Genomic DNA, 22,859 nt, shown 5'->3' with positions numbered 1-22,859 from the left:
CCACGCCTCGCTGGCGTTTCTAGCCACAAATGCATGGCCAGAGCAACGCATTGATGATGCATTAACGCATTTTTGTGGCGACCCCGCCGATAATCGTCTGTTTTGTCCGGATAATTCTCGATTATGCCCAGCTAAATATCTGCCGCGAAAGGTCTATCGGGAATCACACTTGGCTGTTGCACATAAAGAAACCGCCTCCCGAAGGAGGCGGCCCTGGCCTAAAGAATGCGATGGAGGTCAAGCCGACCAGGGAGCAAATTCAGGAGCGTTGACGCGGATGAAATCGCGCGGGGCAACACGCTGGCGCGGTGCCGAGGTCTCGACCACTTCATAGGCGGTCGGATCGCTGAGCAGCGCCTTCAGCGCATTGGCGTTCATCTTGTGGCCGCCGCGATAGGAGCGGTAGCAGCCGATGAAGGGAGCGCCGGCAAGCGACAGGTCGCCGACGGCGTCGAGCGTCTTGTGACGCACGAATTCGTCCTTGGCGTAGCGCAGGCCTTCGACGTTGATGACGGTGTGATCGTCGGAGATGACGACCGAGTTTTCCAGCGACGAGCCGAGCGCGTGGCCCGAGGCCCAGAGACGTTCGACGTCGCGCATGAAGCCGAAGGTGCGGGCGCGCGACAGTTCCGACTTGAAGGTGGCGGCGGTCATGTCGCCTTCCCACTTCTGGCGGCCGATCAGCGGCGTGTCGAAATCGATCTCGACTTCGAAGCGCATGCCGTCATAGGGACGAAACTCGCTCCAGGAGCCGCCATGCTCGATGCGAACCGGCTTGGTGATGCGGATGTAGCGGCGCTTGACGCCGAGCGATACCAGACCCACCTGCTCGATGGCGTCGATGAACGGCATCGAGCTGCCGTCCATGATCGGCATTTCGGCGCCGTCGACTTCGATGACGACGTTGTCGAGGCCAAGCGCGTAGACGGCGGCCATCACATGTTCGACCGTCGCGACGGAGCGCGCCGGAGAAAAGCCGAGAACGGTGCAAAGGTCGGTATTGCCGACCTGCGAGGAAACAGCGCGAAGCTCGGTGACTTCGCCGTTGTCATGCATGCGATTGAATACGACACCAGTGTCGGCTTCAGCGGGGTTGAAGGTAATCGAAACGTCGGCACCCGAATGAACGCCGATTCCCGAAAGCGAGACCGGACGCGATACCGTCGTTTGAAAACCCAACATGCCAATAACCATTAATCTTGCCTTTATTATCCTTGGCGACCCGCTACGACCGATATGTCGAAACTCATCCGCCAAGGCTTATTCTCTCCGTCGCGGTGCTGCGTCAAGGCGCACGTAGACGGTTTTGCAGCCCATACATACGTGTGCCCGCGCTGCAATCCAAATCACTGTTTCTTTCGCATTGTTACGAAAGCATGCATTTGAAATCACAAGGCAATCAGGCGCAAATCGGAGTGCCTGATACAACAATGCCCGGGAGCGAACTCCCGGGCTGTTGCGTGGCGATTCTGCGTGTCTTTATCAGTTCGACTGGCGGCGAAGGAAGGCCGGAATTTCGAGCTGATCGTCTTCCTGCATCATGCGGGCCTGCGGTACGGCACGGCCCTGATCATCCAGGTTTCCGCGACGCGGAGCATAGAGGCTCGCTTCCGGAGACAGCGGGCGACGCTGCTGCGAGGACGCTGCCGGAGCCGACGTCATCTCAGGAGCAACTTCCTCTTCGCGGCGACCAAGCGAGTTGGTGATGCGCTTCAGGAGGCCCATCGGACCGCGCTCTTCATGCGCATGCGACACGGGTGCCGGCTGCGAACGATGATCGATCTCGGCCTGAACGACCGGCGGGAAATCCTCGACCTTCGGCATGCGGACCGGCTGCTGCTGCATGACAGGAGCAGGCTGCTGCATGACCGGCGCCGGCTGATGCATCACAGGCTGCGGAGCCGGCTGCTGCATCACGGGTGCCTGCTGCTGGACCGGAGCCGGACGGATGATCGGTGCGGCTTCCGGGGTTGCGAAGATCTTGCTCGCCGGGCGGAAGGTTTCCTGCGGAGCAGGCTGCTGGTGAACCGGGGCAGCCGCGCGCGGAGCGTGGATGTCGAGTTCGCGTTCCATTTCGGCTTCGGCCATGCGGATGGTCTGCGCGATCTGGTCGGCCTTCGGTGCCTGCTGCATGACAGGGGCAGGCTGGACTGCGGCCGGAGCCGGAGCAACGGCCGCCGAAGGACGGATAATCGGCTTCTGGACCGGCTGGAAGGTCTTGCCGGCGTCCTGGTTCATCGCGCGGTCGATGCCGGTGGCGACGACGGAAACGCGGATGATGCCTTCAAGCGATTCGTCGAAGGTCGCGCCGAGGATGATGTTCGCATCCGGATCGACTTCTTCGCGGATACGGGTAGCCGCTTCGTCGACTTCGAAGAGGGTAAGGTCGCGACCACCGGTGATGGAGATCAGCAGGCCCTGTGCGCCCTTCATCGAGGTTTCGTCGAGCAGCGGGTTTGCGATCGCGGCTTCCGCAGCCTGCATCGCACGGCCCTGGCCGGAAGCCTCGCCGGTACCCATCATCGCGCGGCCCATTTCGCGCATGACCGAACGGACGTCGGCGAAATCGAGGTTGATGAGACCTTCCTTCACCATCAGGTCGGTGATGCAGGCAACGCCCGAGTAGAGAACCTGGTCGGCCATCGCGAATGCGTCGGCGAAGGTCGTCTTGTCGTTTGCGATACGGAACAGGTTCTGGTTCGGAATGACGATCAACGTGTCGACCGACTTCTGCAGTTCCTGGATGCCCGCTTCGGCCAGACGCATGCGGCGGCCGCCTTCGAAGTGGAACGGCTTGGTCACGACGCCAACCGTCAGGATGCCCTTGTTGCGGGCAGCCTGGGCAACGACGGGAGCCGCACCGGTGCCGGTGCCGCCGCCCATGCCGGCGGTGACGAAGCACATGTGGGTGCCGTTCAGGTGATCGACGATTTCGTCGATGCATTCTTCAGCAGCTGCACGGCCGACTTCCGGCTGCGAACCCGCGCCGAGACCTTCGGTGACGCTGGCGCCGAGCTGGATGATGCGCTCGGCCTTGGTCATCGTCAGTGCCTGGGCATCCGTGTTGGCAACGACGAAGTCGACGCCCTGGAGACCAGCGGAGATCATGTTGTTGACAGCGTTGCCACCGCCACCGCCGACGCCGAACACGGTGATGCGCGGCTTCAGCTCAGTGATATCTGGCGTATGCAGCTTGATAGTCATGGTACCCGTTCCTTCTCTTTATGGCCGCATCGCCACGCCGGCCAATTCACTCAATTTCTAGAAGCTTTCCTTCAGCCACTGGCCCATCCGGGCGAAGCGGCTGCTATTTCCGCCAAGCGACATGAGCAGACCGCTCTGTGACGCATGTGTTTCCTGGTCCGCAACCTGCGGATAGATCATCAGGCCGACCGCCGTCGAAAAGGCCGGACCCTTGGCAGCGGTCGGGAGACCCGAGACGCCCATCGGGCGGCCGATACGGACGTTGCGAGCAAGGATCTTGCGGGCAACGTCGGCAAGGCCGGTCAGCTGGCTTGCGCCGCCTGTCAGCACGACGCGCTTGCCGACGATCGGACTGAAGCCCGAGCGCTGGATGCGGTCGCGAATGAGTTCCATCGTCTCCTCGATGCGGGCGCTGACGATCCGCGACACCAGTGCGCGAGGCACCTGCGTCGGCAGATCGCGGTCATCCTCGCCGATCGGCGGGATCGAGATCAGCTCGCGCTCATCGGAAGAGTTCCCCATGGCCGAGGCATGAACCACCTTCAGACGCTCGGCGTCCTCGATGCGGGTCGAAAGGCCACGGGCCAGATCGGTTGTGACGTGATGACCGCCGAGACCGACGGCATCCGTGTGCACCAGCTTGCCCTCGGCAAAGACCGAGATCGTCGTCGTGCCGCCGCCCATGTCGATCGCAGCGCATCCGAGTTCGACTTCGTCGTCGACCAAGGCAGCAAGGCCGGACGCGTAAGGCGTAGCCACGATTCCTTCGACCGACAGGTGCGCGCGGTTGACGCTGAGCTCGAGGTTCTTCAGAGCCGTGCGCTCGGCGGTCACGACATGCATGTCGACGCCGAGAACGTCACCGTACATCGACAGTGGATCGCGAATGCCGCGCTCGCCGTCGAGCGAGAAGCCGGTGGCCAGCGAGTGCAGCACGGCGCGATCCTGGCGCAGCGACTGCTGGCAGGCTGCCGCCAGAACCTTCTTCAGATCGTTCAGCTCGACTTCCTGGCCGCCGAGATCGATGGTGGCGGTGTAGATGTCGCTGGTGAGGCGTCCGGCCGTCAGGTTGACGATCAGGCTCTCGACGGTGAGGCCAGCCATGCGCTCGGCTGCATCGACCGCGAGGCGGATGACGCTTTCGAGCGCATCGAGATCCGAGATCGCGCCGGTCTTGATACCGCGCGAACGCTGGTGGCCGATGCCGATGATTTCGATGTTATGCGTGCGACCGGGGAGGATCTGGCTCTCCTCGCGCGGCGTCAGCCGGCCGATCATGCAGACGACTTTCGTCGAACCGATGTCGAGCACGGAAACGACATGCGACCGCTTGGACGAAAGCGGCTTCAGGCGCGGCAATCCAAAATGGGACGAACCGAACAAGCTCATATATTCTGCCCCGCCTTCTTCAAATCCTTGGTGCGCTGATCGAGAACAAGCTGACGGCGCTCCATGGCTTCAGGCGTCAGTTGGATGGCCATACGGTCGGAGAGGCGAAGATCGACGGCCGCGATATCGCGATCGAGAAGCGCCTGCTCGCCATTGAACTTCGAAAGGCGCGCCAGCGCCTGATCGACATCGTCTTCCGGCAACTTGACGACGACGCCGTTATCCATGTGCAGATCCCAGCGACGGCCGGAGACCCAGACATAGGCCTTCACGCGCGCCTTGATATCGGGCCACTTGGAGAACTCGTCTGCGAGCGAAGCGGCAGCCACTTCGGCGCCGCGACCAACGACCAGCGGAAGCTGCGAAAACTTGTTATCGCGAAGCGGCGCGATGACCGCCCCACCCTTCTCGACCAGCGAGAGCTCGGCGCCATGCTGCCAGATCGCGTAGGCTTCGCGCTCCTTGAGTTTCACCTCGATCGTCTTCGGATAGACCTTGCGGACCTCGACGCTTTCGACCCAGGGGAGCTTCGCGATCTTCTGACGCGCCGCATCCACATCGAGCGCCACGAGCGAAGTCGTGCCGTCGAGACCGATCAGCTGGAGGATATCGATTTCGGAGGTCTCGGAATTGCCGGATACCTTCACGTCCTCTACGGCAAAGCCGGCGGCAGCCGTCGTCGCCTGGGCGACAACTTCCGTGTGACCACCCAGAGACATGCCGTAGAAACCCGTCGCGGCGAAGAACGCCAGCGCCGACACCGTACCCGTATGGGCAGGAATGTAGATGCGACCGCTGCCGAGGCTGACAAGGAAGCGGACGACGCGGCGCAGAGGCCGCGGCAGCACGATGCGCCCATCGCCTTCAGCATAGGAAGGCTCGGCTTGATGGCTTGGGCGCCCCATCCTTTTGACCGTTACCGAGAACAAGAAGCGTCCTCCACCATCCAACGAAGAAATTCACCAAACGAGTAGCCGGCATGACCGGCCATTTCGGGCACAAGAGAGGTTGGAGTCATGCCTGGCTGAGTATTGATCTCCAGCCAGATGATTTCGCCGTCTTCGGAGAAGCGATCGTCGTACCGAAAATCTGACCGACTCACTCCACGGCAACCAATTGCTTGATGCGCCCTTAGGGACAATGATTGTATTTTTTGGTAAATATTCGGTGAAATTTTCGCCGGAATGACGTGTTTCGAACCACCAGCCACATACTTGGAATCGTAATCGTAGAAGCTGTGACCCTGCGGAACGATCTCGGTCACACCCAGCACCTGATCGCCCATGACGCCGCAGGTCAGCTCGCGACCATGCACGTAACGCTCAACGAGAACCTCCTCGCCATACCGCCACTCGGCCGAACCGATGATCTGCGGCGGACGCGACTGATCCTCCTGAACGATGACGACGCCGAAGCTCGAACCCTCGCGCACCGGCTTCACCACATAAGGCGGCTTCATCGGATGTTCGGCGGGGAAAGCGAAGCGGTTGATCACCTGCGACTGCGCGACAGGAATGCCGGCGGCAGCCGCGACACCCTTTGCCTTGCTCTTGTCCATGGCAAGTGCCGAGGCCAGAACGCCGGAATGGGTGTAGGGAATTTCGAGATATTCCAGGATGCCCTGGATCAGCCCATCCTCGCCGAACGGCCCATGAAGGGCGTTGAACACCACATCGGGACGCAGAGCGGACAGCTTGGCGGAGACGTCGCGATCGACATCGATACGGGTCACCTGGAAGCCTTCAGCCTCGAGAGCATCCGCGCACGCCGCCCCGGACGAAAGGCTGACAGGCCTCTCCGAGGAAAATCCGCCCATAAGGACAGCGACATGCTTGCGACTCATAGATACCCCCAAAATAATCCGTACTTTGCATTCCAAGGCTTGCACCAAGCTGGCTTTCTTCCGAATCTGGCTCGCATGGCGCACGTGTATTAGAGCGTCATTATGGTTAACGAAGCGTTTACTTTTGTTAACTTCTTCCCCGAACCGGCATGAATTGTGACAGTCGGGCGCAGCCGTCGAAACGTGAAAACCCCGCAGCGCCAAGCGCTACGGCCGATATGTCAAAGCGAAACAAAAAGTTTAAGGAACCGCTCCAAGCGGGCTCCGACCGCCGGCCGCTCCTAGATTTGCGCCGACGCAAATCCGAGTTTCCACCACGCCTGCAACCACTGGAAACAGACGCCGAAGCGCGGTTGAGCACCTGACTTTCCGGCTGAAAAAGCAAGCACCCTAGTTTTTGTCGGTTTATTGCGCGAATAACGTTTGCGCCGAATTAAAATTGCGTTATGAGCCCCTAGCCTCCCAAGGGCATACAACCGAAATCCCGATTGGAATGAAAATGTCAGACGCGATATCTCCAGTATCGCCGACATCAGCTTCATCGAACAGTGCACCGCTCAACTCGCCGGCACGCGTTCTGATCGCAAGCGTCGTCGGCACCACCATCGAATTCTTCGACTTCTACGTATACGCGACGGCCGCCGTGCTGGTCTTCCCGACGCTGTTCTTCCCGAACAGCGATCCGACCACCGCGCTGCTCGCCTCCTTCGCGACCTTCTCCATCGCCTTCTTCGCCCGCCCGCTTGGCGCCGTGGTCTTCGGCCACTTCGGCGACAGGATCGGCCGCAAGACGACGCTGGTCGCGGCCCTGCTGACGATGGGTATCTCCACCGTCATCATCGGCCTGCTCCCCTCTTATGAATCGATCGGCGTTCTCGCGCCTCTGCTTCTCGCGCTTTGCCGTTTCGGCCAGGGCTTCGGCCTCGGCGGCGAATGGGGCGGCGCGGTGCTGCTGGCGACCGAAAACGCACCTGAGGGCAAGCGCAGCTGGTACGGCATGTTCCCGCAGCTCGGCGCACCGCTCGGCCTCTTCCTGTCCTCGGGCATCTTCTGGGTGCTGTTGCAGTTCATGCCGCAGGAGCAGCTGCTGGCCTGGGGCTGGCGCGTTCCCTTCATCGCCTCGATCGTCCTGATCGTCATCGGCCTGTGGGTTCGCCTGTCGATCACCGAAACGCCTGACTTCCAGAAGGCCATCGACAAGAAGGAACGCGTCGCCGTTCCTGTCGCCGAAGTCTTCCGCAAGCACAAGCGCAGCCTGTTCCTCGGCACCTTTGTGGCGCTCGCCACCTTCGTGCTGTTCTACATCGGCTCGGCCTATCTGCTCTCCTACAACGTCAAGGTTCTGAAGATCCCGTTCCTCGACGCGCTTGAGATCCAGATCGTCGGCTCGATCTCCTTCGGCATCTTCATCCCCATCATCGGCAAGCTTGCCGAGCGCTTCGGCCGCCGCGAAATGCTGATCCTGACGACCGTCCTGATAGGCTTGTTCTCCTTCCTGCTCCCCGGCCTGATGGCTGGCGGCGAAGGCAGCATCCTGGTCTTCGCGATCGTCGCCATGGCGCTGATGGGCATGACCTACGGCCTGATCGGAACGGCGCTCGCAGCCCCCTTCCCGACCGCCGTGCGCTACACCGGCTCGTCGATCACCTTCAACCTCGCAGGCATCTTCGGCGCGTCGCTCGCGCCCTATATCGCCACCTGGCTGCAGGCGAACTACGGCATGCTTTACGTCGGCTACTATCTCGGCCTTTCCGCCGTCATCACGCTGATCTGCATCCTGGCCTCGGGCCGCGACGAAGTCTGATCGGTCCATTCTTGAACATGCGAGGCCGCGACGGGAAACCGCCGCGGCCTTTTTCGTTGTTGTCTGTTAACGCCCCACCGCTATTTTCGATGCGATCAAAGGCTGGGGAGAGACGAATGCTGACACGACGATCGCTGCTGACGCATGGCCTGGGCGCCGGCCTGTCGCTATCTCTCCCGCCCCTCGCCCGCGCCGCCGGCGTCCCCGATACCGACGTCACCTTCCTCGTCATCAACGACATCCACGCCTGCCGCATCGGCGATGGCCTCAGCCCCAATTGCGAGGCCGAGGGCAAGACCGACGCCAACCTGCTGCGCCACATCCGGGCGCTGAACAACATCCACCACCAGACATGGCCGGAAGCGATATCAGGCAAGCCGACCGGCTTCGCGCTCGCGGGCCAGCCTATCGCCAAGCCGCAAGGCGTCATCGTCTGCGGCGACGTCACCGATGATGGCGGCGGCCAGATGGCGGAGTTCGCGGAGGGGTCGCAGTTGCTGCAGTTCTCGCACCGCTATCAGCAGGGACCGGGCGCCGACCACATCCACTTCCCCGTCTATGTCGGTCTCGGAAACCACGATCTCGACCAGGATGGACATCCCCCGCAGGTCGACTGGTACCGCGACGAACTGCGCGACTACGTTCAGCTGAACCACAAGCCGAGCGTCTTCTTCAAGCCGGTCGTGTCCGTCGACAATTACGACGAGGCCTCCGACAATTACTCCTGGAACTGGGGCGGACTGCATCTCATCCAGGCGCAGCGCTATGGCGGCGACAACACCAAGGGCACGGCCAACAGCCTCGACTGGATGAAGCGCGACCTCGCAGCCTATGCCGCCGACGGCCGCCCGGTCGTGATCTTCCAGCACTATGGATGGGACAAGTTCTCGCTCGAGCGCTGGGATCCGGAAAAGAGCACCTTCACCGTTGAGGGCAGCGGCGCGCCGCACTGGTGGGGTGAATCAGAACGTCAGCAATTGCTTGCAACCCTTCAAGGTTACAACGTAATCGGCATTTTCCATGGCCACGAGCACGACACGCGCATGGCCTACCAGGCCGGCGGCATCGACGTCTTCAAGGCCCGCGCCGCCTTCATGGGCGGCTTCAGCCTCGTGCGCATCAAGGGGAATGTGATGGATGTGGCGATCGGTGACGCCAGCGACGATGTCGGCGGGGTGACATTCACCACCGCCTTCACCAAACATTTCGGCTAACGCAGATCGCGGTGCCGCAGCTTGCGGCACCGACAGGCATGGAGCTTACTCGCTCGTCACGCCCTGGAACGGACGCACTTCGCGGCCGGGCATGAACAGGCCCAGGCGCTTGATTTCCCATTCCAGCTTGATGCCGGAATTCTCGAACACCTCGCGGCGAACCTGCTCGCCGAGATATTCGAGGTCGTAGCCGGTCGCCTGGCCGTTGTTGATCATGAAATTGCAATGCAGCGACGACATCTGCGCGCCGCCGATGACGAGACCGCGGCATCCCGCTTCGTCGATCAGCTTCCACGCGGAGTGGCCTTCGGGGTTCTTGAAGGTCGAGCCACCGGTCTTCTCGCGGATCGGCTGCACCGTCTCGCGGTGGCTGCGCACGGCATCCATGTCGGCGCGAATCTTGGCGCGGTCCTCGGCATAGCCTTCGAACAGCACCGATGTGAAGATCAGGTCGCTGGCGGCCGACGAATGGCGATATTCATAGCCCATGTCGGCATTCGACAGCACGTGCTTGTTGCCCTTGCGGTCGATCGCGGTGACCTCGACGACGCGATCACGCGTCTCGCCGCCATTGGCGCCGGCGTTCATCCGTGCTGCGCCGCCGATGCTGCCGGGAATGCCGTAGTAGAAATGGAAGCCACCGATGCCGTTGTCCATCGCCATGGCCGCGACATGCTTGTCCGGGCAGATGGCGCCGGCGCGCACGCGGTTTTCGCCCGCGAGTTCAACCGAGCCGAAGCCCTTGGCGGAGAGACGCAGCACCACGCCGGGAATGCCGCCGTCGCGAACCAGAATGTTCGAGCCGACGCCGACCACGGTCATCGGCACGTCCTCGGGCAGGATTTTCAGGAATGCGATCAGATCTTCTTCGTCGTGTGGCTGGAACATCAGTTCCGCAAGGCCACCGGCATGGAACCAAGTGACGCGGTCCATCGGCGCATCCGGTGTAATCCTCCCGCGGATGTCCTTTACACCGTCGCCCAGCGACGCAAGAAGCTTTTGCCCATTCACCTGTTTCATGCGGATCTACCCGAAAGGCCTTCCAGTTGCTTGGGCAGCGCGGCTGCCCAATAAGTGATACTCCCAGCCCCCAACAGAACCACGAAATCGCCTGGCTTTGCAATCTCTGCGACCATTTCAGGCAACAACTCGGGAGAGGCGAGGAAGCGCGCATCGCGATGCCCGCCCGATTTGATCAGCGAAACAAGCGCTTCGGCGTTGGCGCCCTCGATCGGTTCTTCGCCCGCGGCATAGACCGGCGCCAGGAAAATGCTGTCCGCATCGTTGAAGCAGGCTGCGAACTCTTCGAACAGGCTCGCCAGGCGCGAATAGCGGTGCGGCTGGTGCACGGCGATGRCGCGGCCCTTGCACGCCTCGCGCGCGGCCTTCAGCACGGCCTTGATCTCGACCGGATGGTGACCGTAATCGTCGAAGATCTGCACGCCGTTCCATTCGCCGGTCAGCGTGAAGCGGCGCTTGACGCCACCGAAGGAGGCAAGCCCCTTGGCGATATCCTCGCTCGACATGCCCAGGCGATTGGCGACCGCGATCGCGGCGGTCGCATTCGAAACATTGTGGCGGCCGGGCATCGGCAGAACGAGATTGTCGAGCTTGATGACCTGGCCGGTGCGGCGGCGGCGGATCTCGACGTCGAAGGTCGAGCGCGCGCCGTCGATACGCACGTTCATGAAGCGCACGTCGGCCTGCGGGTTCTCGCCATAGGTCACGACCTTGCGGTCCTCGATACGGCCGACCAGCGCCTGCACTTCGGGATGGTCGAGGCACATGACGCCGAAGCCGTAGAACGGCACGTTCTCGACGAACTGGCGGAAGGCGGCGCGCACGGCGTCGAAATTGCCGTAATGGTCGAGATGCTCGGGATCGATATTGGTGACGACGGCGACGTCGGCCGGAAGCTTCAGGAAGGTGCCGTCCGATTCGTCGGCCTCCACCACCATCCACTCGCCCTCGCCCATGCGGGCATTGGTGCCGTAGGCATTGATGATGCCGCCATTGATGACGGTCGGGTCGAGCCCGCCGGCTTCGAGCAGCGTCGCGACCATCGAGGTGGTCGTCGTCTTGCCGTGCGTGCCGCCGATCGCGATCGCATTGCGGAAGCGCATCAGTTCGGCCAGCATTTCGGCGCGGCGCACCACGGGCAGCAGCTTTTCGCGCGCGGCGATGAGCTCCGGGTTGTCCTTCTTGATCGCGGTTGAAACGACGACGACCTCGGCATCGCCAAGGTTCTCGGCCTTGTGGCCGACGAAGACCTCGATGCCCTTGTCGCGCAGGCGCTGGACGTTGGCGCTATCGGCCTGGTCGGATCCCTGGACGCGATGGCCGAGATTGTGCAGCACCTCGGCGATCCCGCTCATGCCGATACCGCCGATGCCGATGAAATGGACGAGGCCGATGGCCTTCGGCATTTTCATGCGCTTTTCCCCTTGAACTCTGCAATTGTACGTCCCGCCGCAATAGCCTCTACCATGTCGGCAAGCAAGTTCGCGGCGTCAGGTTTACCCGCCTGCTTGGCGGCAGCGGCCATACGCGCCAGCTTTTCCGGGTCGTTCATCGTGTGCGTCAGGATCGAGGCGATCTTCTCGGACGAGAGTTCGGCCTGCACGATCACCTTGGCGCCGCCGGTAGCGGCCAGCGACGCGGCATTGGCCGCCTGGTCGTGGTCGAGCGCATGCGGATAAGGCACAAGGATCGCCGGACGGCCGATCACCGAGATCTCGGAAACCGTCGAGGCGCCGGAGCGGCAGATGACAAGATGCGCCTTGGCCAGCCGTTCGGCCATATCGGTAAAGAAGGGCGCGATGTCGGATGCCGCGCCCATCTGAAGCTTGGCGACGCAATCGCCGACCATGCCCATATCCTCGGGACGAACCTGCTGGGTGATCCTGAGCCGCGCGCGCAGATCGTCGTCGAGCAGGCTGATCGCCGTCGGCATCGCCTTGGAGAAATACTGCGCGCCCTGACTGCCGCCGAAGACGACGAGATTGAACGGCTCGCCGGCATACGACGGCGTATAGGGCGTCTTCGCCGCCTCGATGACGGCGGGGCGGACAGGATTGCCCGTCGTCACCGTCTTCTCGGGGAAGGCACCGCCATTCTCAGGCAGGAAGCCACCGGCGATCGCCTTGACGCGATTGGCGAGCGCCTTGTTGGCGCGACCCATCACGGCGTTCTGCTCGTGGATCATCGTCGGCACGCCAAGACGCGTGGCGGCGAGCAGCGGCGGCACCGTCGGATAGCCGCCGAAGCCGACGACCACAACAGGCTTCAACCGCCCGATCAGCCGCTTGGCCGCCCGCATGCCGCTCCACAGCGTCCACAGCGAACGCGCGACCGCAACCGGGTTCTTCGAGGCGATCGTCGCCGACGGCACGACATGGATCTCGTCGGCCGGGAATTTGCCGGCATAGCGCTCCGCCCGGCTGTCCGTCACCAGGTGCACGGAATAGCCGCGTTCCTTCAGCTTGTAGGCCAGGGCCTCCGCCGGAAACACGTGGCCGCCGGTTCCCCCGGCGGCAAGCAGAACGATGCCTTTGCTCATATAGTCTTACTCCGCCGGAATGCCGTGCGCGACGCGAAACAGGCTCCGCTCCTGCGCACGCTTTTCCGGTCTGTGGCGCGTCAGCGCGAGAATGAACCCGGCCGTGACGCAGATGGCGACCATCGACGAACCGCCGTAGGAAATCAGCGGCAGGGTCATGCCCTTCGCCGGCAGCAGCTCGAGATTGACGCCCACGTTGATGATGGATTGTATCCCGATCTGCAGCACGAGGCCAGCGACGGCGAAACGGTTGAAGTCGTTGCGCTCCTTGTAGGCATGCGACAGACCGCGCAGCACCAGCGCCGAAAACAGCAGTACCAGAGCGATGCAGAAGATGATGCCGAACTCCTCGGCCGCGACCGAGAAGATGAAGTCGGTATGCGCGTCCGGGATGATGCGCTTGACGATGCCCTCGCCCGGACCCTGGCCGAACCAGTCGCCACGGATGATCGCTTCGCGCGCCGTATCGATCTGGAACGTATCGCCCTCGCCGGTCATGAACTTGTCGATACGCAGCGCCACGTGCGGGAAGACGTAATAGGCGCTGACGAGACCGCCGACGCCACCGGCGCCGAGCACGATGATCCACAGCCACGGCATTCCGGCCATGAAGAACATGCCGCCCCACACAGCCGTCGTCAGGATGGTCTGACCAAGGTCGGGCTGCGCCACGAGAAGCGCCGCGACCATGCCGAAGAGGATGATGGCGAAGAGATTGCCCGGGATTTCCGGTTGCCGCGCATGCTCTGCAAACAGCCAGGCGCAGACGACCACGAAGGCCGGCTTCATGAATTCCGACGGCTGAATCGAGATGCCGGCAAGCGTCACCCAACGACGCGAACCCTTGACCTCGACACCGAAGAACAGCGCCAAGAGCATCATCGCGATCGCGACGATCAGGAGAAGGATTGCCGTGCGGCGCACCTGCCGCGGCGTCAGGAACGACAAGCCGATCATCACCGCCAGCGACGGGATCATGAAGGCCGCGTGGCGCTTGACGAAGTGGAACGGCTCCAGCCCGATGCGCTCGGCCACCGCCGGCGACGCGGCAAACGACAGCATGAAGCCGATGCCCATCAGGAAGATGAACATCGCCAAGAAGAACCGGTCGATGGTCCAGAACCAATCGGCCAATGCCCCGCGTTCCGCACGACTTACCATGTCACTTCTCTCCTGTTGCCGAACCGATCAGCATGGTGATTCCGTCGAGCGCTGCCACATGGCTCACAAATGCATCGCCCCTGACTTCGAAGTTCTTATATTGATCGAAGCTTGCGCAAGCCGGTGCTAACATGACCGCCAATGGCCCGCTTTCGTCCTTGCCCGCATCCTCGGCTGCATGCGCGACCGCCTGGTCCAGCGTTCCCGAGATCTCGTAGGGCACCGCCTCGCCGAGCGTGGCTGCGAATTCCGCTGCCGCCTCGCCGATCAGATAGGCCTTGGCGATGCGCGGGAAGAACGGCGCAAGCGTCGTGATCCCGCCCGCCTTCGGAAGGCCGCCGGCGATCCAGTAGATGCGGTCGTAGCTCGACAGAGCCGGTGCTGCCGCATCGGCATTGGTTGCCTTGGAATCATTGACGAACACCACATTGCCGCGCCGGCCGACCGGCTGCATGCGGTGCTTCAGGCCCGGGAAGGACGCAAGGCCCGCGCGGATATCCTCGACCGAGACACCGGCCGCAAGGCAGGCCGCAACCGCTGCCGCCGCGTTCTGGGCATTGTGACTGCCGCGCAGCGTCGGGATACCGTCGAGGTCGGCAATCGGAAGTGCCGCACCGGCCTGCGCCTGAATGAGCTTCGTACCCTCGGCGTAGATACCGTCAGCAAGCACATGGCGGCGGGAGATGCGCGTGACCTTGCCGCCTGCCCGCTCGATGCGGTCGGCGATCATTTCGCAATGACTGTCGTCGACGCCGACGATGGCGACGTCGCTGCCGGCAACCAGCCGCTCCTTGACGTCGGCATAATGCTGCATCGTGCCGTGGCGGTCGAGATGATCAGGCGTGAGGTTGAGCAGGATGCCGGCCGATGGGTTGAGCGTCGGCGCGAGATCGATCTGGTAGGACGAGCACTCGACGACGTAGAACCGCCCAGCCTTCGGCGGCTCCAACGTCAGCACCGCCGTGCCGATATTGCCGCCGAGCTGCGTGTCGCGGCCGCTCGACTTCAGGATATGGGCGATCAGCGCCGTGGTGGTCGACTTGCCGTTGGTGCCGGTGATGGCGATGAACGGCGCATCGGGCGCATGCGCCCGGCGCTCGCGCACGAAGAGCTCGACATCGCCGACGATATCGACGCCGGAGGCACGCGCCAGATCGACCGTCCAGTGCGGCTTCGGATGCGTCAAGGGAACGCCCGGCGACAGCACGAACAGCGACTGCGCGTTCCAATCGATCGTCCTCAGATCGGCGGTGTGGATGCCCTCGGCCGCGGCCTTGGTCACGCTATCGGGATTGTCATCCCACGCCGTCACCTCCGCGCCCCCAAGGATCAGGGCGCGCGCCGTGGCGAAGCCGGAACCGCCGAGCCCGAAGAGCGCGACCTTTTTTCCAGAAAGCGTGGTGACCGGGATCATGATCGTCTTACCGCAGCTTCAGCGTCGAGAGGCCGAGCATGGCAAGGCCGACGGCGATGATCCAGAAGCGGATGACCACCTGGCTTTCGGTCCAGCCCTTCTTCTCGAAATGGTGGTGGATCGGCGCCATCAGGAAGACGCGGCGTCCGGTCATCTTGAAGAAGCCGACCTGGATGATGACAGACAGCGTTTCCATGACGAACAGGCCGCCGATGATCGCCATGACGATCTCGTGCTTGGTGGCGACGGCAACCGTGCCGATCGTGCCGCCGAGCGCCAGCGAACCGGTGTCGCCCATGAAGATGGCGGCGGGCGGCGCGTTGAACCACAGGAAGCCGAGGCCGGCGCCGATGACGGCACCAAGAACGACCGACAGCTCGCCGGTGCCGGGCACGAAGTTGATCTGCAGGTAGTTCGCGAAGACGGCATTACCGGCGAGATAGGCGATGACGCCGAAGGAGGCTGCCGCGATCATGACCGGCACGATGGCGAGGCCGTCGAGACCATCGGTGAGGTTCACGGCATTGCCGGCGCCGACGATGACGAAGCCGCCGAAGACCACGAACATGATGCCGAGGTTGATCAGGAAGTCCTTGAAGAATGGGAATGCGATCGAAGAACCGAAGGTGGAACCCGCAGGACCCGACGCCAGCGACGCCCGCATCATGAAATAGACGGCGATGCCGGCGATGACGAACTCGATGCCGAGGCGCGCCTTGCCGGAGAAGCCCTTGTGGCTCTGTTTGCTCACCTTGAGATAGTCGTCATAGAAGCCGATCGCGCCGAAGCCGAGCGTGACGAGCAGCGTCGCCACGACGTAAACATTCGAGAGATCCGCCCACAGAAGCGACGAGCCAACAATGCCGGCCAAGATCATCAGGCCGCCCATGGTCGGCGTACCGGCCTTCTTGAAGTGCGTCTGCGGCCCGTCGGCGCGGATCGGCTGACCCTTGCCCTGTCGGATGCGCAGCGAGTTGATGATCATCGGCCCGAACAGGAAAACGATCAGCGCGGAGGTGAAGAGAGAGGCGCCCGTGCGGAACGTAATGTATCTGAACAGGTTCAGAAATTTCAGGTGTTCCGACAGTTCGACTAGCCAAATCAGCATTCAGGGCCCCTTGTTTACCCGCTCAAAATTCGCGTTGCGTGTCGGCAAATGGCGGGAACTTGTCAAGGAGCGCGGCAATAATCTTGCCGAAACCGATGCCCAATGACGATTTTACCATCAGCACGTCGCCTACCGCGACAGAGTTCAGTACGTGGTCGATGAGTTCGTCGGTCTGCGCGCGATGCACGACCGAAACGCTCTCGGGAAGTGATTCCTTCAGCGCCAGCATCTCGGGGCCGGCGAGCCAGACATGTTCGATGCCGGCGGCAAGCAGCGGCCCGGCGAGATCGGTGTGGACCTTCTGCGAATAGTCGCCCATCTCGAGCATGTCGCCGAGCACGGCGATCCGCCGTCCCGATCCTGTCGGCATGGAGCTCGCGAGCAGCGCGATTGCCGCGCGCATCGAGGTCGGATTGGCATTGTAGCTTTCGTCGATGACGGTGAAGCTGCCATGGCCGATCGAGAGCTTGTGGCGTCGCCCCCTGCCCTTTTCGGCCTGCAGCGTTGCCAGTGCCGAGATCGCTGCCTGCATGTCGGCGCCGACGATCCTGGCGACGCCGAGCGCTGCCAGCGCATTCTCGGCGATGTGCCTGCCGGGCGCGCCGATCGCGACCTCATGGGTTTCGCCGTCGATGGTGATCCACAAGGTCGAGCTCTGGTCGCCGCCGTTGAACTCCGCCATGCGGAAATCGGCCTTGGCGTGCTGCCCGAAGGAATGAATGTGCTGGATGCCGCAGGCCTGCGCCGTGCGGTCGAGGAAATTGAACTGGTCGTTGTCGCGGTTGAGCACGGCATGGCCGCCGGGCACGACACCCTCGAAGATCTCGGCCTTGGCGGTCGCGATTTCCTTGATGCTCTTGAAATTGCCGAGATGCGCCGGCGCGATCGTGGTGATGACCGCGACATGCGGCTCGATCATCTTGACCAGCGGACGGATTTCGTCCGGGTGGTTCATGCCGACTTCGAAGACACCGAAATAGGTGTCGAGCGGCATGCGCGCGAGGGTCAGCGGCACGCCCCAGTGATTGTTGAAGGATGCGACCGACGCATGCACCTTGCCCGATGGCGCCAGAACCCGGCGCAGCATCTCCTTGGTGGTCGTCTTGCCGACGGAGCCGGTGATGGCGATGATCTGGGCACGCGAACGAGCCCGCGCCGCAAGCCCGAGCTTGCCGAGCGCAACCAAGACGTCCTCGACGACAATCATCGGCACGGTCAGGCGCCCCATCGCCGGCAGCCGCGCTTCGCTCACAACGAGCAGCGCCGCGCCATTGGCCATCGCCATCGACGCGTAGTCGTGACCGTCTACCCGATCGCCCTTGATCGCGAAAAAGGCCTCACCCGGCTGGATCGAACGGCTGTCGATCGCGATCCCGGTAATCCCTTCAGGCAAGGTGCCGAACGGGCGCCCGGCCATGGCCGTGATCATGTCCTGCGTTGTCCAAAGCCAATTCACGATTTCAGCTCCTCCAAAGCCTTGCGCAATTCGGCGTGATCCGAAAACGGCAGCGTGACGCCACCGATCGTCTGCCCCTCTTCATGCCCCTTGCCGGCCACGATCAGCGTGTCGCCGGAGTTCAGCATGGCGACCGCCTCACGGATCGCCTGGGCGCGGTCGGGTATCTCGGTGGCGCAAGGGGCCGCGGCCATGATCTCGGCGCGGATCGATGCGGGCTCTTCCGAGCGCGGATTGTCGTCGGTGACGACAACCACATCGGCGAGCCGGCAGGCGATCTCGCCCATGATCGGCCGCTTGCCACGATCGCGATCTCCACCGCAGCCGAAGACGACGATGACGCGGCCCGTCGTGAACGGACGCACGGATTCCAGCACATTCGACAACGCATCCGGCTTATGGGCGTAATCGACATAAGCGAGCGCGCCATCCTTCGTATGGCCGACGAGCTCGAGGCGCCCCGAAGCGCCCTGCAGCTTCTCAAGCGCGGCCATCGCGACCTTGGCTGGAACGCCCGTGGACATGGCAAGGCCGGCGGCGACAAGCGCATTGGCAACCTGGAAATCGCCGGCAAGCGGAATGTCGACCTCGAAGATCTGTCCCTCGGCGTGGATTTCGGCAACCTGCTTGTGGCGGAAATGCTCGACGCGCTTCAGCGTCAGATACTCGCCCTTCCGGCCGACCGTGCGCACCACATGTCCTGAATCGATCGCCGCCTTGATCGCCTGCTCCGACCATGCGTCGTCGGAAAAGATCACGGCGGGATTGCCCTTGGGCAGCAGCGTATCGAAGAGCCGCATCTTGGCGGCCATGTAGTCCTCGATCGTCGGATGATAGTCCATGTGATCGCGGCCGAGATTGGTGAAGGCGGCTGCGGCGAGCTTCACGCCATCGAGACGCGACTGGTCGAGACCATGGCTGGACGCCTCCATCGAGGCATGCGTCACGCCTTCGTCGGTCAGTTCGGCCAGCAGCGCGTGCAGCGAGACCGGATCGGGTGTGGTCAGCGAGCCGTAATCGTTGCGGGTCGGCGAGACGACACCGGTCGTGCCGATCATCGCGGCCGGGTGACCGGCAAAGGCCCAGATCTGGCGGGTGAAGGAGGCGACCGACGTCTTGCCGGCGGTTCCTGTGACCGCGACCATGGTCTCGGGCTGCTTGCCGTAGAAATTCGCGGCTGCGAGCGACAGGAAGCGGCGCGGTTCGCTGACGACGAGAACGGGAATGGAGGCTTGCGTCGGATGCGAGGCAATCGCGACTGCGGCACCGCGCGCGGCAGCGTCGGCGATAAAGCCCGCGCCGTCAGCCTTGGTGCCGGCGACAGCCACGAAGGCCATGCCGGGCGCGATCTTGCGGCTGTCGGCGGAAAGGCCGGAAATCTCCAGCGCGCCCACCGGGCCGTTCAGTTCTTCCTTCAATTCCGGAAACGCATTTCCGGCGATGTCCCTCAGTTTCATCGAACGCACACTTTTCTCTCGAGCCGTCGAGCCCCCATGGCGAATCGGCTGCGACATTCATCCAGACTCAATAAGACACCAACATGGCCGATCCGTCGTCACCGAACTTCGGTTCCACACCGAGGATTGGCGCCGCGCGGGAGATGATGTTCTTGACCATCGGCGCGGCGGTATAAGCCGCGATGTTCTGGCCCTTTTCGCCATTGTGCGGCTCGTCGCAGAAGGTCAGCACGACATACTGCGGGTTCTCGATCGGAAATGCCGCCAGGAAGGCGTTGAAATTGAGGTTGGTGGCGTAGCGGCCGTTGACGACCTTGTCGGCCGTACCGGTCTTGCCGCCGACGTTGAAGCCGGGAACATCGGCGTTGCGGCCGGAGCCCTTCACGCCGTTGACCTTGAAGAGATAGCGCACGTCGTCGCTGGTGCTCTTCTTGACGACCACTTCGGCCACTTCATCGGCCTGGTCGCGATTGCGCGGCAGGAAGGTCGGCTCGATCAGCTTGCCGCCATTGACGAGTGCCGCACCGGCCACAGCCGTCTGCAGCGGCGTCGTCGAGACACCGTGGCCGAAGGAGATGGTCACCGAGTTGATCTTCTTCCAGACCTTCGGCTGGCTCGGCATCTTCACCTCGGGCAACTCGGTCTTCATCTTGGTGAGCAGGCCAAGCTTCGTCAGATAGTCCTTCTGCGCATCGATGCCGACGATGTCGATGATGCGGGCGGTACCGACGTTGGAGGAATACTGGAAGACTTCAGGCAGCGTCAGCCAGCGGCGCTGGCCGTGGAAGTCGTGGATGGTGAAGCCGCCGATGTGCAAGGGCTGCGTCGCGTCGAAGCTGGAGTTGAGGTTGACCTTGCCGGTGTCAAGCGCCATGGCGAGCGAGAAGGTCTTGAAGGTCGAGCCCATCTCGAACGTGCCGTTCGACATGCGGTTCAGCCAGCCTTCCTTGGCGCCTTCGAGCGGGTTGTTCGGATCGAAATCCGGTGCCGATGCCATGGCGAGCACTTCGCCGGTGTGGATGTCGAGGACGACGGCGCCCGCACCCTTGGCCTCGTAATTCTTCACCGCGTTGACGACGATATCGCGCACGATGTTCTGGACGCGGATATCGATCGACAGCTTGACCGGCTCCAGCGGCTGATCGCTGGTCATGCCGACCATGGCGAGATCGGCCAGCCCCTGGTCGTCGATATATTTCTCCATGCCGGCAACGCCGCGATTGTCGATGTTGACGTAGCCGAGGATATGCGCGGCTGTCGCACCACCGGGATAGAAGCGGCGCTTCTCCGGCCGGAAGCCGATGCCGGGAATGCCGAGCGCCAAAATCTGGCTCTGCTGCTTCGGCGACAGCTGGCGGCGCAGCCAGGCAAAGTGCGAATTGCGGTTGGCGAGCTTCTTGTAGGTGCCCTTCATGTCGAGATCGGGCAGCACGGTCGTCAGCTTCTCGACGGCCTCGTCGGCATCGACGATCTTGTTCGGCTCGGCAAACAGCGAGACGGTGCGGATGTCGGTCGCCAGCACTTCGCCGTTGCGGTCGAGAATATCGGGACGCGACGCCAGCAGGCGATCGGGCGGCAGGATGCTGGATACGACGTCGGGGTCACGCACCGCGTATTCGACGAGACGCCCGCCGATGACGCAGTAGACGCAGACGAAGGCGAAGGCCAGAAGGCCGACGCGGCTCTTGGCCTGGCCGCTGCGCTTCTTGCGCGAGCCCTGGATCGACACGTTGCCTGATGGACCACCGAACCGGCTGTAGACGCCGGAAGAAAAGTGAGCCTGGCTCTTGGCAACCATGATGCGTGAAAGAAATGACATCTCTACTCCACAGATCCGGTTGTCATTTCGTCTTCTTCCTCAACAGGCTTCGCCACGACCTTCGGCTTCGGCTTGCCGGTCTTGGCGTCGGCAATCTGCGGCACCGGCACCTGCGCCTTCAGCATCGGCAGCTCCTTGGCATGCACCAGCGAGGTCGAGACGGTCGGCTGCAGCTGCAGCTCGCTATTGTAGTTGTTGACCAGCCGCTCCAGCCGGTTCGGCTGCGATTGCAGCGCCCAGTCGGCCTTCAGAAGATCGATCGTGTCCTTCTCGAGCTTGATCTCCGCTTCGAGGCGGTGAACCTCCTCGAGCTTGAGTTCGGCCCGATGCTTGATCGTATAGGTCACGGCGGCCGCGGCCGTCATGACGCCAACAAGAACGAGGTCGAAGGTTCTCAGCATATCAGGCTCCGAGCTTTCCGAGGCTTGCGAGGTTGGGCAGTCCGAAGATCGACATGTCGGCGGCTTCAGCCGGCGCGGTGGTTCTGAGGCCCGCACGCAGCTTGGCGGAACGCGCGCGCGGATTGATCTCGGCTTCCGCGTCGCTTGCCGACACCATCGGCTTGCCGATCCGGTCGAAGGTCGCGGCACGCTCGTGAGCGATCGGCATATGGCGCGAGCCCGATGCCTTGCCGGCGCGATCGGAGAAGAAGGTCTTGACGATGCGGTCTTCCAGCGAATGGAAGGTGACGACCACGAGACGGCCGCCCGGCTTCAATGCCTGTTCGGCCGCAAACAGCGCCTGCGCGAGTTCGCCGAGCTCGTCGTTGACGAAGATGCGCAGCGCCTGGAACACCCGCGTCGCCGGATGGATCTTGTCCTTCATCTTGCGCGGCGTCACGATCTCTATCAGGCCCGCCAGATCGCGCGTCGTCTCGAAAGGCTTCTCGGCGCGGCGCTTCTCGATCGCATGCGCGATGCGCGGCGACTGGCTCTCTTCACCGAGGAAATGGAAGATGCGGATGAGTTCGGCCACCTTGGCACGATTGACGACGTCTGCGGCGGAAACGCCGGATGCCGACATGCGCATGTCGAGCGGCCCGTTCTTCTGGAACGAGAAACCGCGATCGGCCTCGTCGATCTGCATCGACGACACGCCGATATCGAGCACGACGCCATCGAGGCCACCGGCGGGCGCGTGATCGGCCAGCCGCGAGAATTGCGAGTGAATGAGCTTCAGGCGACCGCCATGCGCCTCGACCAGCGCCTGCCCGCCTGCGATCGCCGTCGGATCGCGATCGAGCGCGATCACCTCGGCACCACCAGACAGGATTGCTGACGTATAGCCGCCTGCGCCAAACGTGCCGTCGAGAATGACCTTGCCGGCAGCAGGCTCAAGCGCCGTCAGCACCTCGTTGAGAAGAACCGGAATGTGGCGAACCGGTCCGCCACCGGCATCAGTTGAACCTTCGCCAGGATTCGCCGCCATTCC

The 22,859-nt window shown here is 62.9% G+C and carries 18 protein-coding genes; 2 read left to right on the top strand and 16 right to left on the bottom strand.

Annotated elements, in window-relative coordinates; all coding sequences use genetic code 11:
• Positions 1-237: 237 nt before the first annotated feature.
• The 5 genes from lpxC to AC1DOG_RS01930 form a co-directional block, all read right to left on the bottom strand.
• Positions 238-1,194: a UDP-3-O-acyl-N-acetylglucosamine deacetylase gene (gene lpxC, locus AC1DOG_RS01950; protein WP_113198361.1), complete on the bottom strand. Its 957-nt coding sequence runs from the start codon at positions 1,192-1,194 to the stop codon at positions 238-240.
• Between the two features lie 288 nt (positions 1,195-1,482).
• On the bottom strand, positions 1,483-3,204 hold the full coding sequence (ftsZ, locus tag AC1DOG_RS01945; protein WP_477926605.1) for a cell division protein FtsZ: 1,722 nt from the start codon (positions 3,202-3,204) through the stop codon (positions 1,483-1,485).
• Between the two features lie 57 nt (positions 3,205-3,261).
• Positions 3,262-4,593: a cell division protein FtsA gene (gene ftsA, locus AC1DOG_RS01940; protein WP_018897575.1), complete on the bottom strand. Its 1,332-nt coding sequence runs from the start codon at positions 4,591-4,593 to the stop codon at positions 3,262-3,264.
• Entirely contained in the window at positions 4,590-5,522 is a 933-nt protein-coding gene (locus AC1DOG_RS01935) for a cell division protein FtsQ/DivIB (RefSeq protein ID WP_113198360.1), read from the bottom strand. Before AC1DOG_RS01935 ends, ftsA begins: the two co-directional genes overlap by 4 nt.
• Complete coding sequence (locus AC1DOG_RS01930) at positions 5,510-6,436, bottom strand: D-alanine--D-alanine ligase (protein ID WP_111562104.1); 927 nt, start codon at positions 6,434-6,436, stop codon at positions 5,510-5,512. The genes AC1DOG_RS01935 and AC1DOG_RS01930 overlap by 13 nt, the downstream gene beginning before the upstream one ends.
• A gap of 499 nt (positions 6,437-6,935) precedes the next feature.
• Between AC1DOG_RS01930 and AC1DOG_RS01925 the strand changes: the two genes are divergently transcribed.
• Together AC1DOG_RS01925 and AC1DOG_RS01920 are read left to right on the top strand one after the other, a co-directional pair.
• A complete protein-coding gene (locus AC1DOG_RS01925) occupies positions 6,936-8,240 on the top strand; it encodes an MFS transporter (protein WP_018897572.1) in 1,305 nt (434 codons plus the stop codon).
• 116 nt (positions 8,241-8,356) lie between these two features.
• Complete coding sequence (locus AC1DOG_RS01920; protein WP_477926604.1) at positions 8,357-9,454, top strand: metallophosphoesterase; 1,098 nt, start codon at positions 8,357-8,359, stop codon at positions 9,452-9,454.
• A 45-nt stretch (positions 9,455-9,499) separates the two neighbouring features.
• Here AC1DOG_RS01920 and murB read toward each other — a convergent pair whose 3' ends face one another.
• The 11 genes from murB to rsmH form a co-directional block, all read right to left on the bottom strand.
• Positions 9,500-10,474: a UDP-N-acetylmuramate dehydrogenase gene (murB, locus tag AC1DOG_RS01915; RefSeq protein WP_111562107.1), complete on the bottom strand. Its 975-nt coding sequence runs from the start codon at positions 10,472-10,474 to the stop codon at positions 9,500-9,502.
• A complete protein-coding gene (murC, locus tag AC1DOG_RS01910; RefSeq protein WP_477926603.1) occupies positions 10,471-11,886 on the bottom strand; it encodes a UDP-N-acetylmuramate--L-alanine ligase in 1,416 nt (471 codons plus the stop codon). Before murC ends, murB begins: the two co-directional genes overlap by 4 nt.
• Positions 11,883-13,013 carry an undecaprenyldiphospho-muramoylpentapeptide beta-N-acetylglucosaminyltransferase gene (murG, locus tag AC1DOG_RS01905; RefSeq protein ID WP_289726794.1) on the bottom strand — a complete coding sequence of 377 codons (1,131 nt, stop codon included), beginning with the start codon at positions 13,011-13,013 and terminating at the stop codon, positions 11,883-11,885. The genes murC and murG overlap by 4 nt, the downstream gene beginning before the upstream one ends.
• A gap of 6 nt (positions 13,014-13,019) precedes the next feature.
• Positions 13,020-14,174 carry a putative lipid II flippase FtsW gene (ftsW, locus tag AC1DOG_RS01900; protein WP_026282825.1) on the bottom strand — a complete coding sequence of 385 codons (1,155 nt, stop codon included), beginning with the start codon at positions 14,172-14,174 and terminating at the stop codon, positions 13,020-13,022.
• Between the two features lies 1 nt (position 14,175).
• Positions 14,176-15,588, bottom strand: a complete 1,413-nt coding sequence (murD, locus tag AC1DOG_RS01895; RefSeq protein WP_477926602.1) for a UDP-N-acetylmuramoyl-L-alanine--D-glutamate ligase — start codon at positions 15,586-15,588, stop codon at positions 14,176-14,178.
• Positions 15,589-15,595: 7 nt separating this feature from the next.
• Positions 15,596-16,696, bottom strand: a complete 1,101-nt coding sequence (gene mraY, locus AC1DOG_RS01890; RefSeq protein WP_047505803.1) for a phospho-N-acetylmuramoyl-pentapeptide-transferase — start codon at positions 16,694-16,696, stop codon at positions 15,596-15,598.
• Between the two features lie 22 nt (positions 16,697-16,718).
• Positions 16,719-18,152 carry a UDP-N-acetylmuramoylalanyl-D-glutamyl-2,6-diaminopimelate--D-alanyl-D-alanine ligase gene (locus AC1DOG_RS01885; protein ID WP_477926601.1) on the bottom strand — a complete coding sequence of 478 codons (1,434 nt, stop codon included), beginning with the start codon at positions 18,150-18,152 and terminating at the stop codon, positions 16,719-16,721.
• Entirely contained in the window at positions 18,149-19,609 is a 1,461-nt protein-coding gene (locus AC1DOG_RS01880) for a UDP-N-acetylmuramoyl-L-alanyl-D-glutamate--2,6-diaminopimelate ligase (RefSeq protein WP_477926600.1), read from the bottom strand. The genes AC1DOG_RS01885 and AC1DOG_RS01880 overlap by 4 nt, the downstream gene beginning before the upstream one ends.
• Before the next feature lie 67 nt (positions 19,610-19,676).
• The gene (locus AC1DOG_RS01875) at positions 19,677-21,428 is read right to left on the bottom strand and encodes a peptidoglycan D,D-transpeptidase FtsI family protein (RefSeq protein ID WP_113198351.1); all 1,752 of its coding nucleotides are present in this window, start codon (positions 21,426-21,428) and stop codon (positions 19,677-19,679) included.
• 2 nt (positions 21,429-21,430) lie between these two features.
• Positions 21,431-21,829, bottom strand: coding sequence for a cell division protein FtsL (gene ftsL / locus AC1DOG_RS01870; RefSeq protein WP_112980912.1), 399 nt, complete (start codon positions 21,827-21,829; stop codon positions 21,431-21,433).
• A 1-nt stretch (position 21,830) separates the two neighbouring features.
• Positions 21,831-22,856, bottom strand: a complete 1,026-nt coding sequence (gene rsmH, locus AC1DOG_RS01865) for a 16S rRNA (cytosine(1402)-N(4))-methyltransferase RsmH (RefSeq protein ID WP_289726798.1) — start codon at positions 22,854-22,856, stop codon at positions 21,831-21,833.
• Between the last annotated feature and the right edge of the window lie 3 nt (positions 22,857-22,859).

This window comes from Rhizobium sp. 01N48 (assembly GCF_056399145.1).
The sequence above is the reverse complement of the archived record's forward strand: the minus strand, read 5'-3'. Positions and strand labels throughout refer to the sequence as shown.

Bases quoted from the DNA above. Each gene is read 5' to 3' on its own strand.
- lpxC (WP_113198361.1), bottom strand. From the start codon at position 1,194: ATGGTTATTGGCATGTTGGGTTTTCAAACGACGGTATCGCGTCCGGTC.
- ftsZ (WP_477926605.1), bottom strand. From the start codon at position 3,204: ATGACTATCAAGCTGCATACGCCAGATATCACTGAGCTGAAGCCGCGC.
- ftsA (WP_018897575.1), bottom strand. From the start codon at position 4,593: ATGAGCTTGTTCGGTTCGTCCCATTTTGGATTGCCGCGCCTGAAGCCG.
- AC1DOG_RS01930 (WP_111562104.1), bottom strand. From the start codon at position 6,436: ATGAGTCGCAAGCATGTCGCTGTCCTTATGGGCGGATTTTCCTCGGAG.
- AC1DOG_RS01925 (WP_018897572.1), top strand. From the start codon at position 6,936: ATGTCAGACGCGATATCTCCAGTATCGCCGACATCAGCTTCATCGAAC.
- AC1DOG_RS01920 (WP_477926604.1), top strand. From the start codon at position 8,357: ATGCTGACACGACGATCGCTGCTGACGCATGGCCTGGGCGCCGGCCTG.
- murB (WP_111562107.1), bottom strand. From the start codon at position 10,474: ATGAAACAGGTGAATGGGCAAAAGCTTCTTGCGTCGCTGGGCGACGGT.
- murG (WP_289726794.1), bottom strand. From the start codon at position 13,013: ATGAGCAAAGGCATCGTTCTGCTTGCCGCCGGGGGAACCGGCGGCCAC.
- ftsW (WP_026282825.1), bottom strand. From the start codon at position 14,174: ATGGTAAGTCGTGCGGAACGCGGGGCATTGGCCGATTGGTTCTGGACC.
- murD (WP_477926602.1), bottom strand. From the start codon at position 15,588: ATGATCCCGGTCACCACGCTTTCTGGAAAAAAGGTCGCGCTCTTCGGG.
- mraY (WP_047505803.1), bottom strand. From the start codon at position 16,696: ATGCTGATTTGGCTAGTCGAACTGTCGGAACACCTGAAATTTCTGAAC.
- AC1DOG_RS01880 (WP_477926600.1), bottom strand. From the start codon at position 19,609: ATGAAACTGAGGGACATCGCCGGAAATGCGTTTCCGGAATTGAAGGAA.
- AC1DOG_RS01875 (WP_113198351.1), bottom strand. From the start codon at position 21,428: ATGTCATTTCTTTCACGCATCATGGTTGCCAAGAGCCAGGCTCACTTT.
- ftsL (WP_112980912.1), bottom strand. From the start codon at position 21,829: ATGCTGAGAACCTTCGACCTCGTTCTTGTTGGCGTCATGACGGCCGCG.
- rsmH (WP_289726798.1), bottom strand. From the start codon at position 22,856: ATGGCGGCGAATCCTGGCGAAGGTTCAACTGATGCCGGTGGCGGACCG.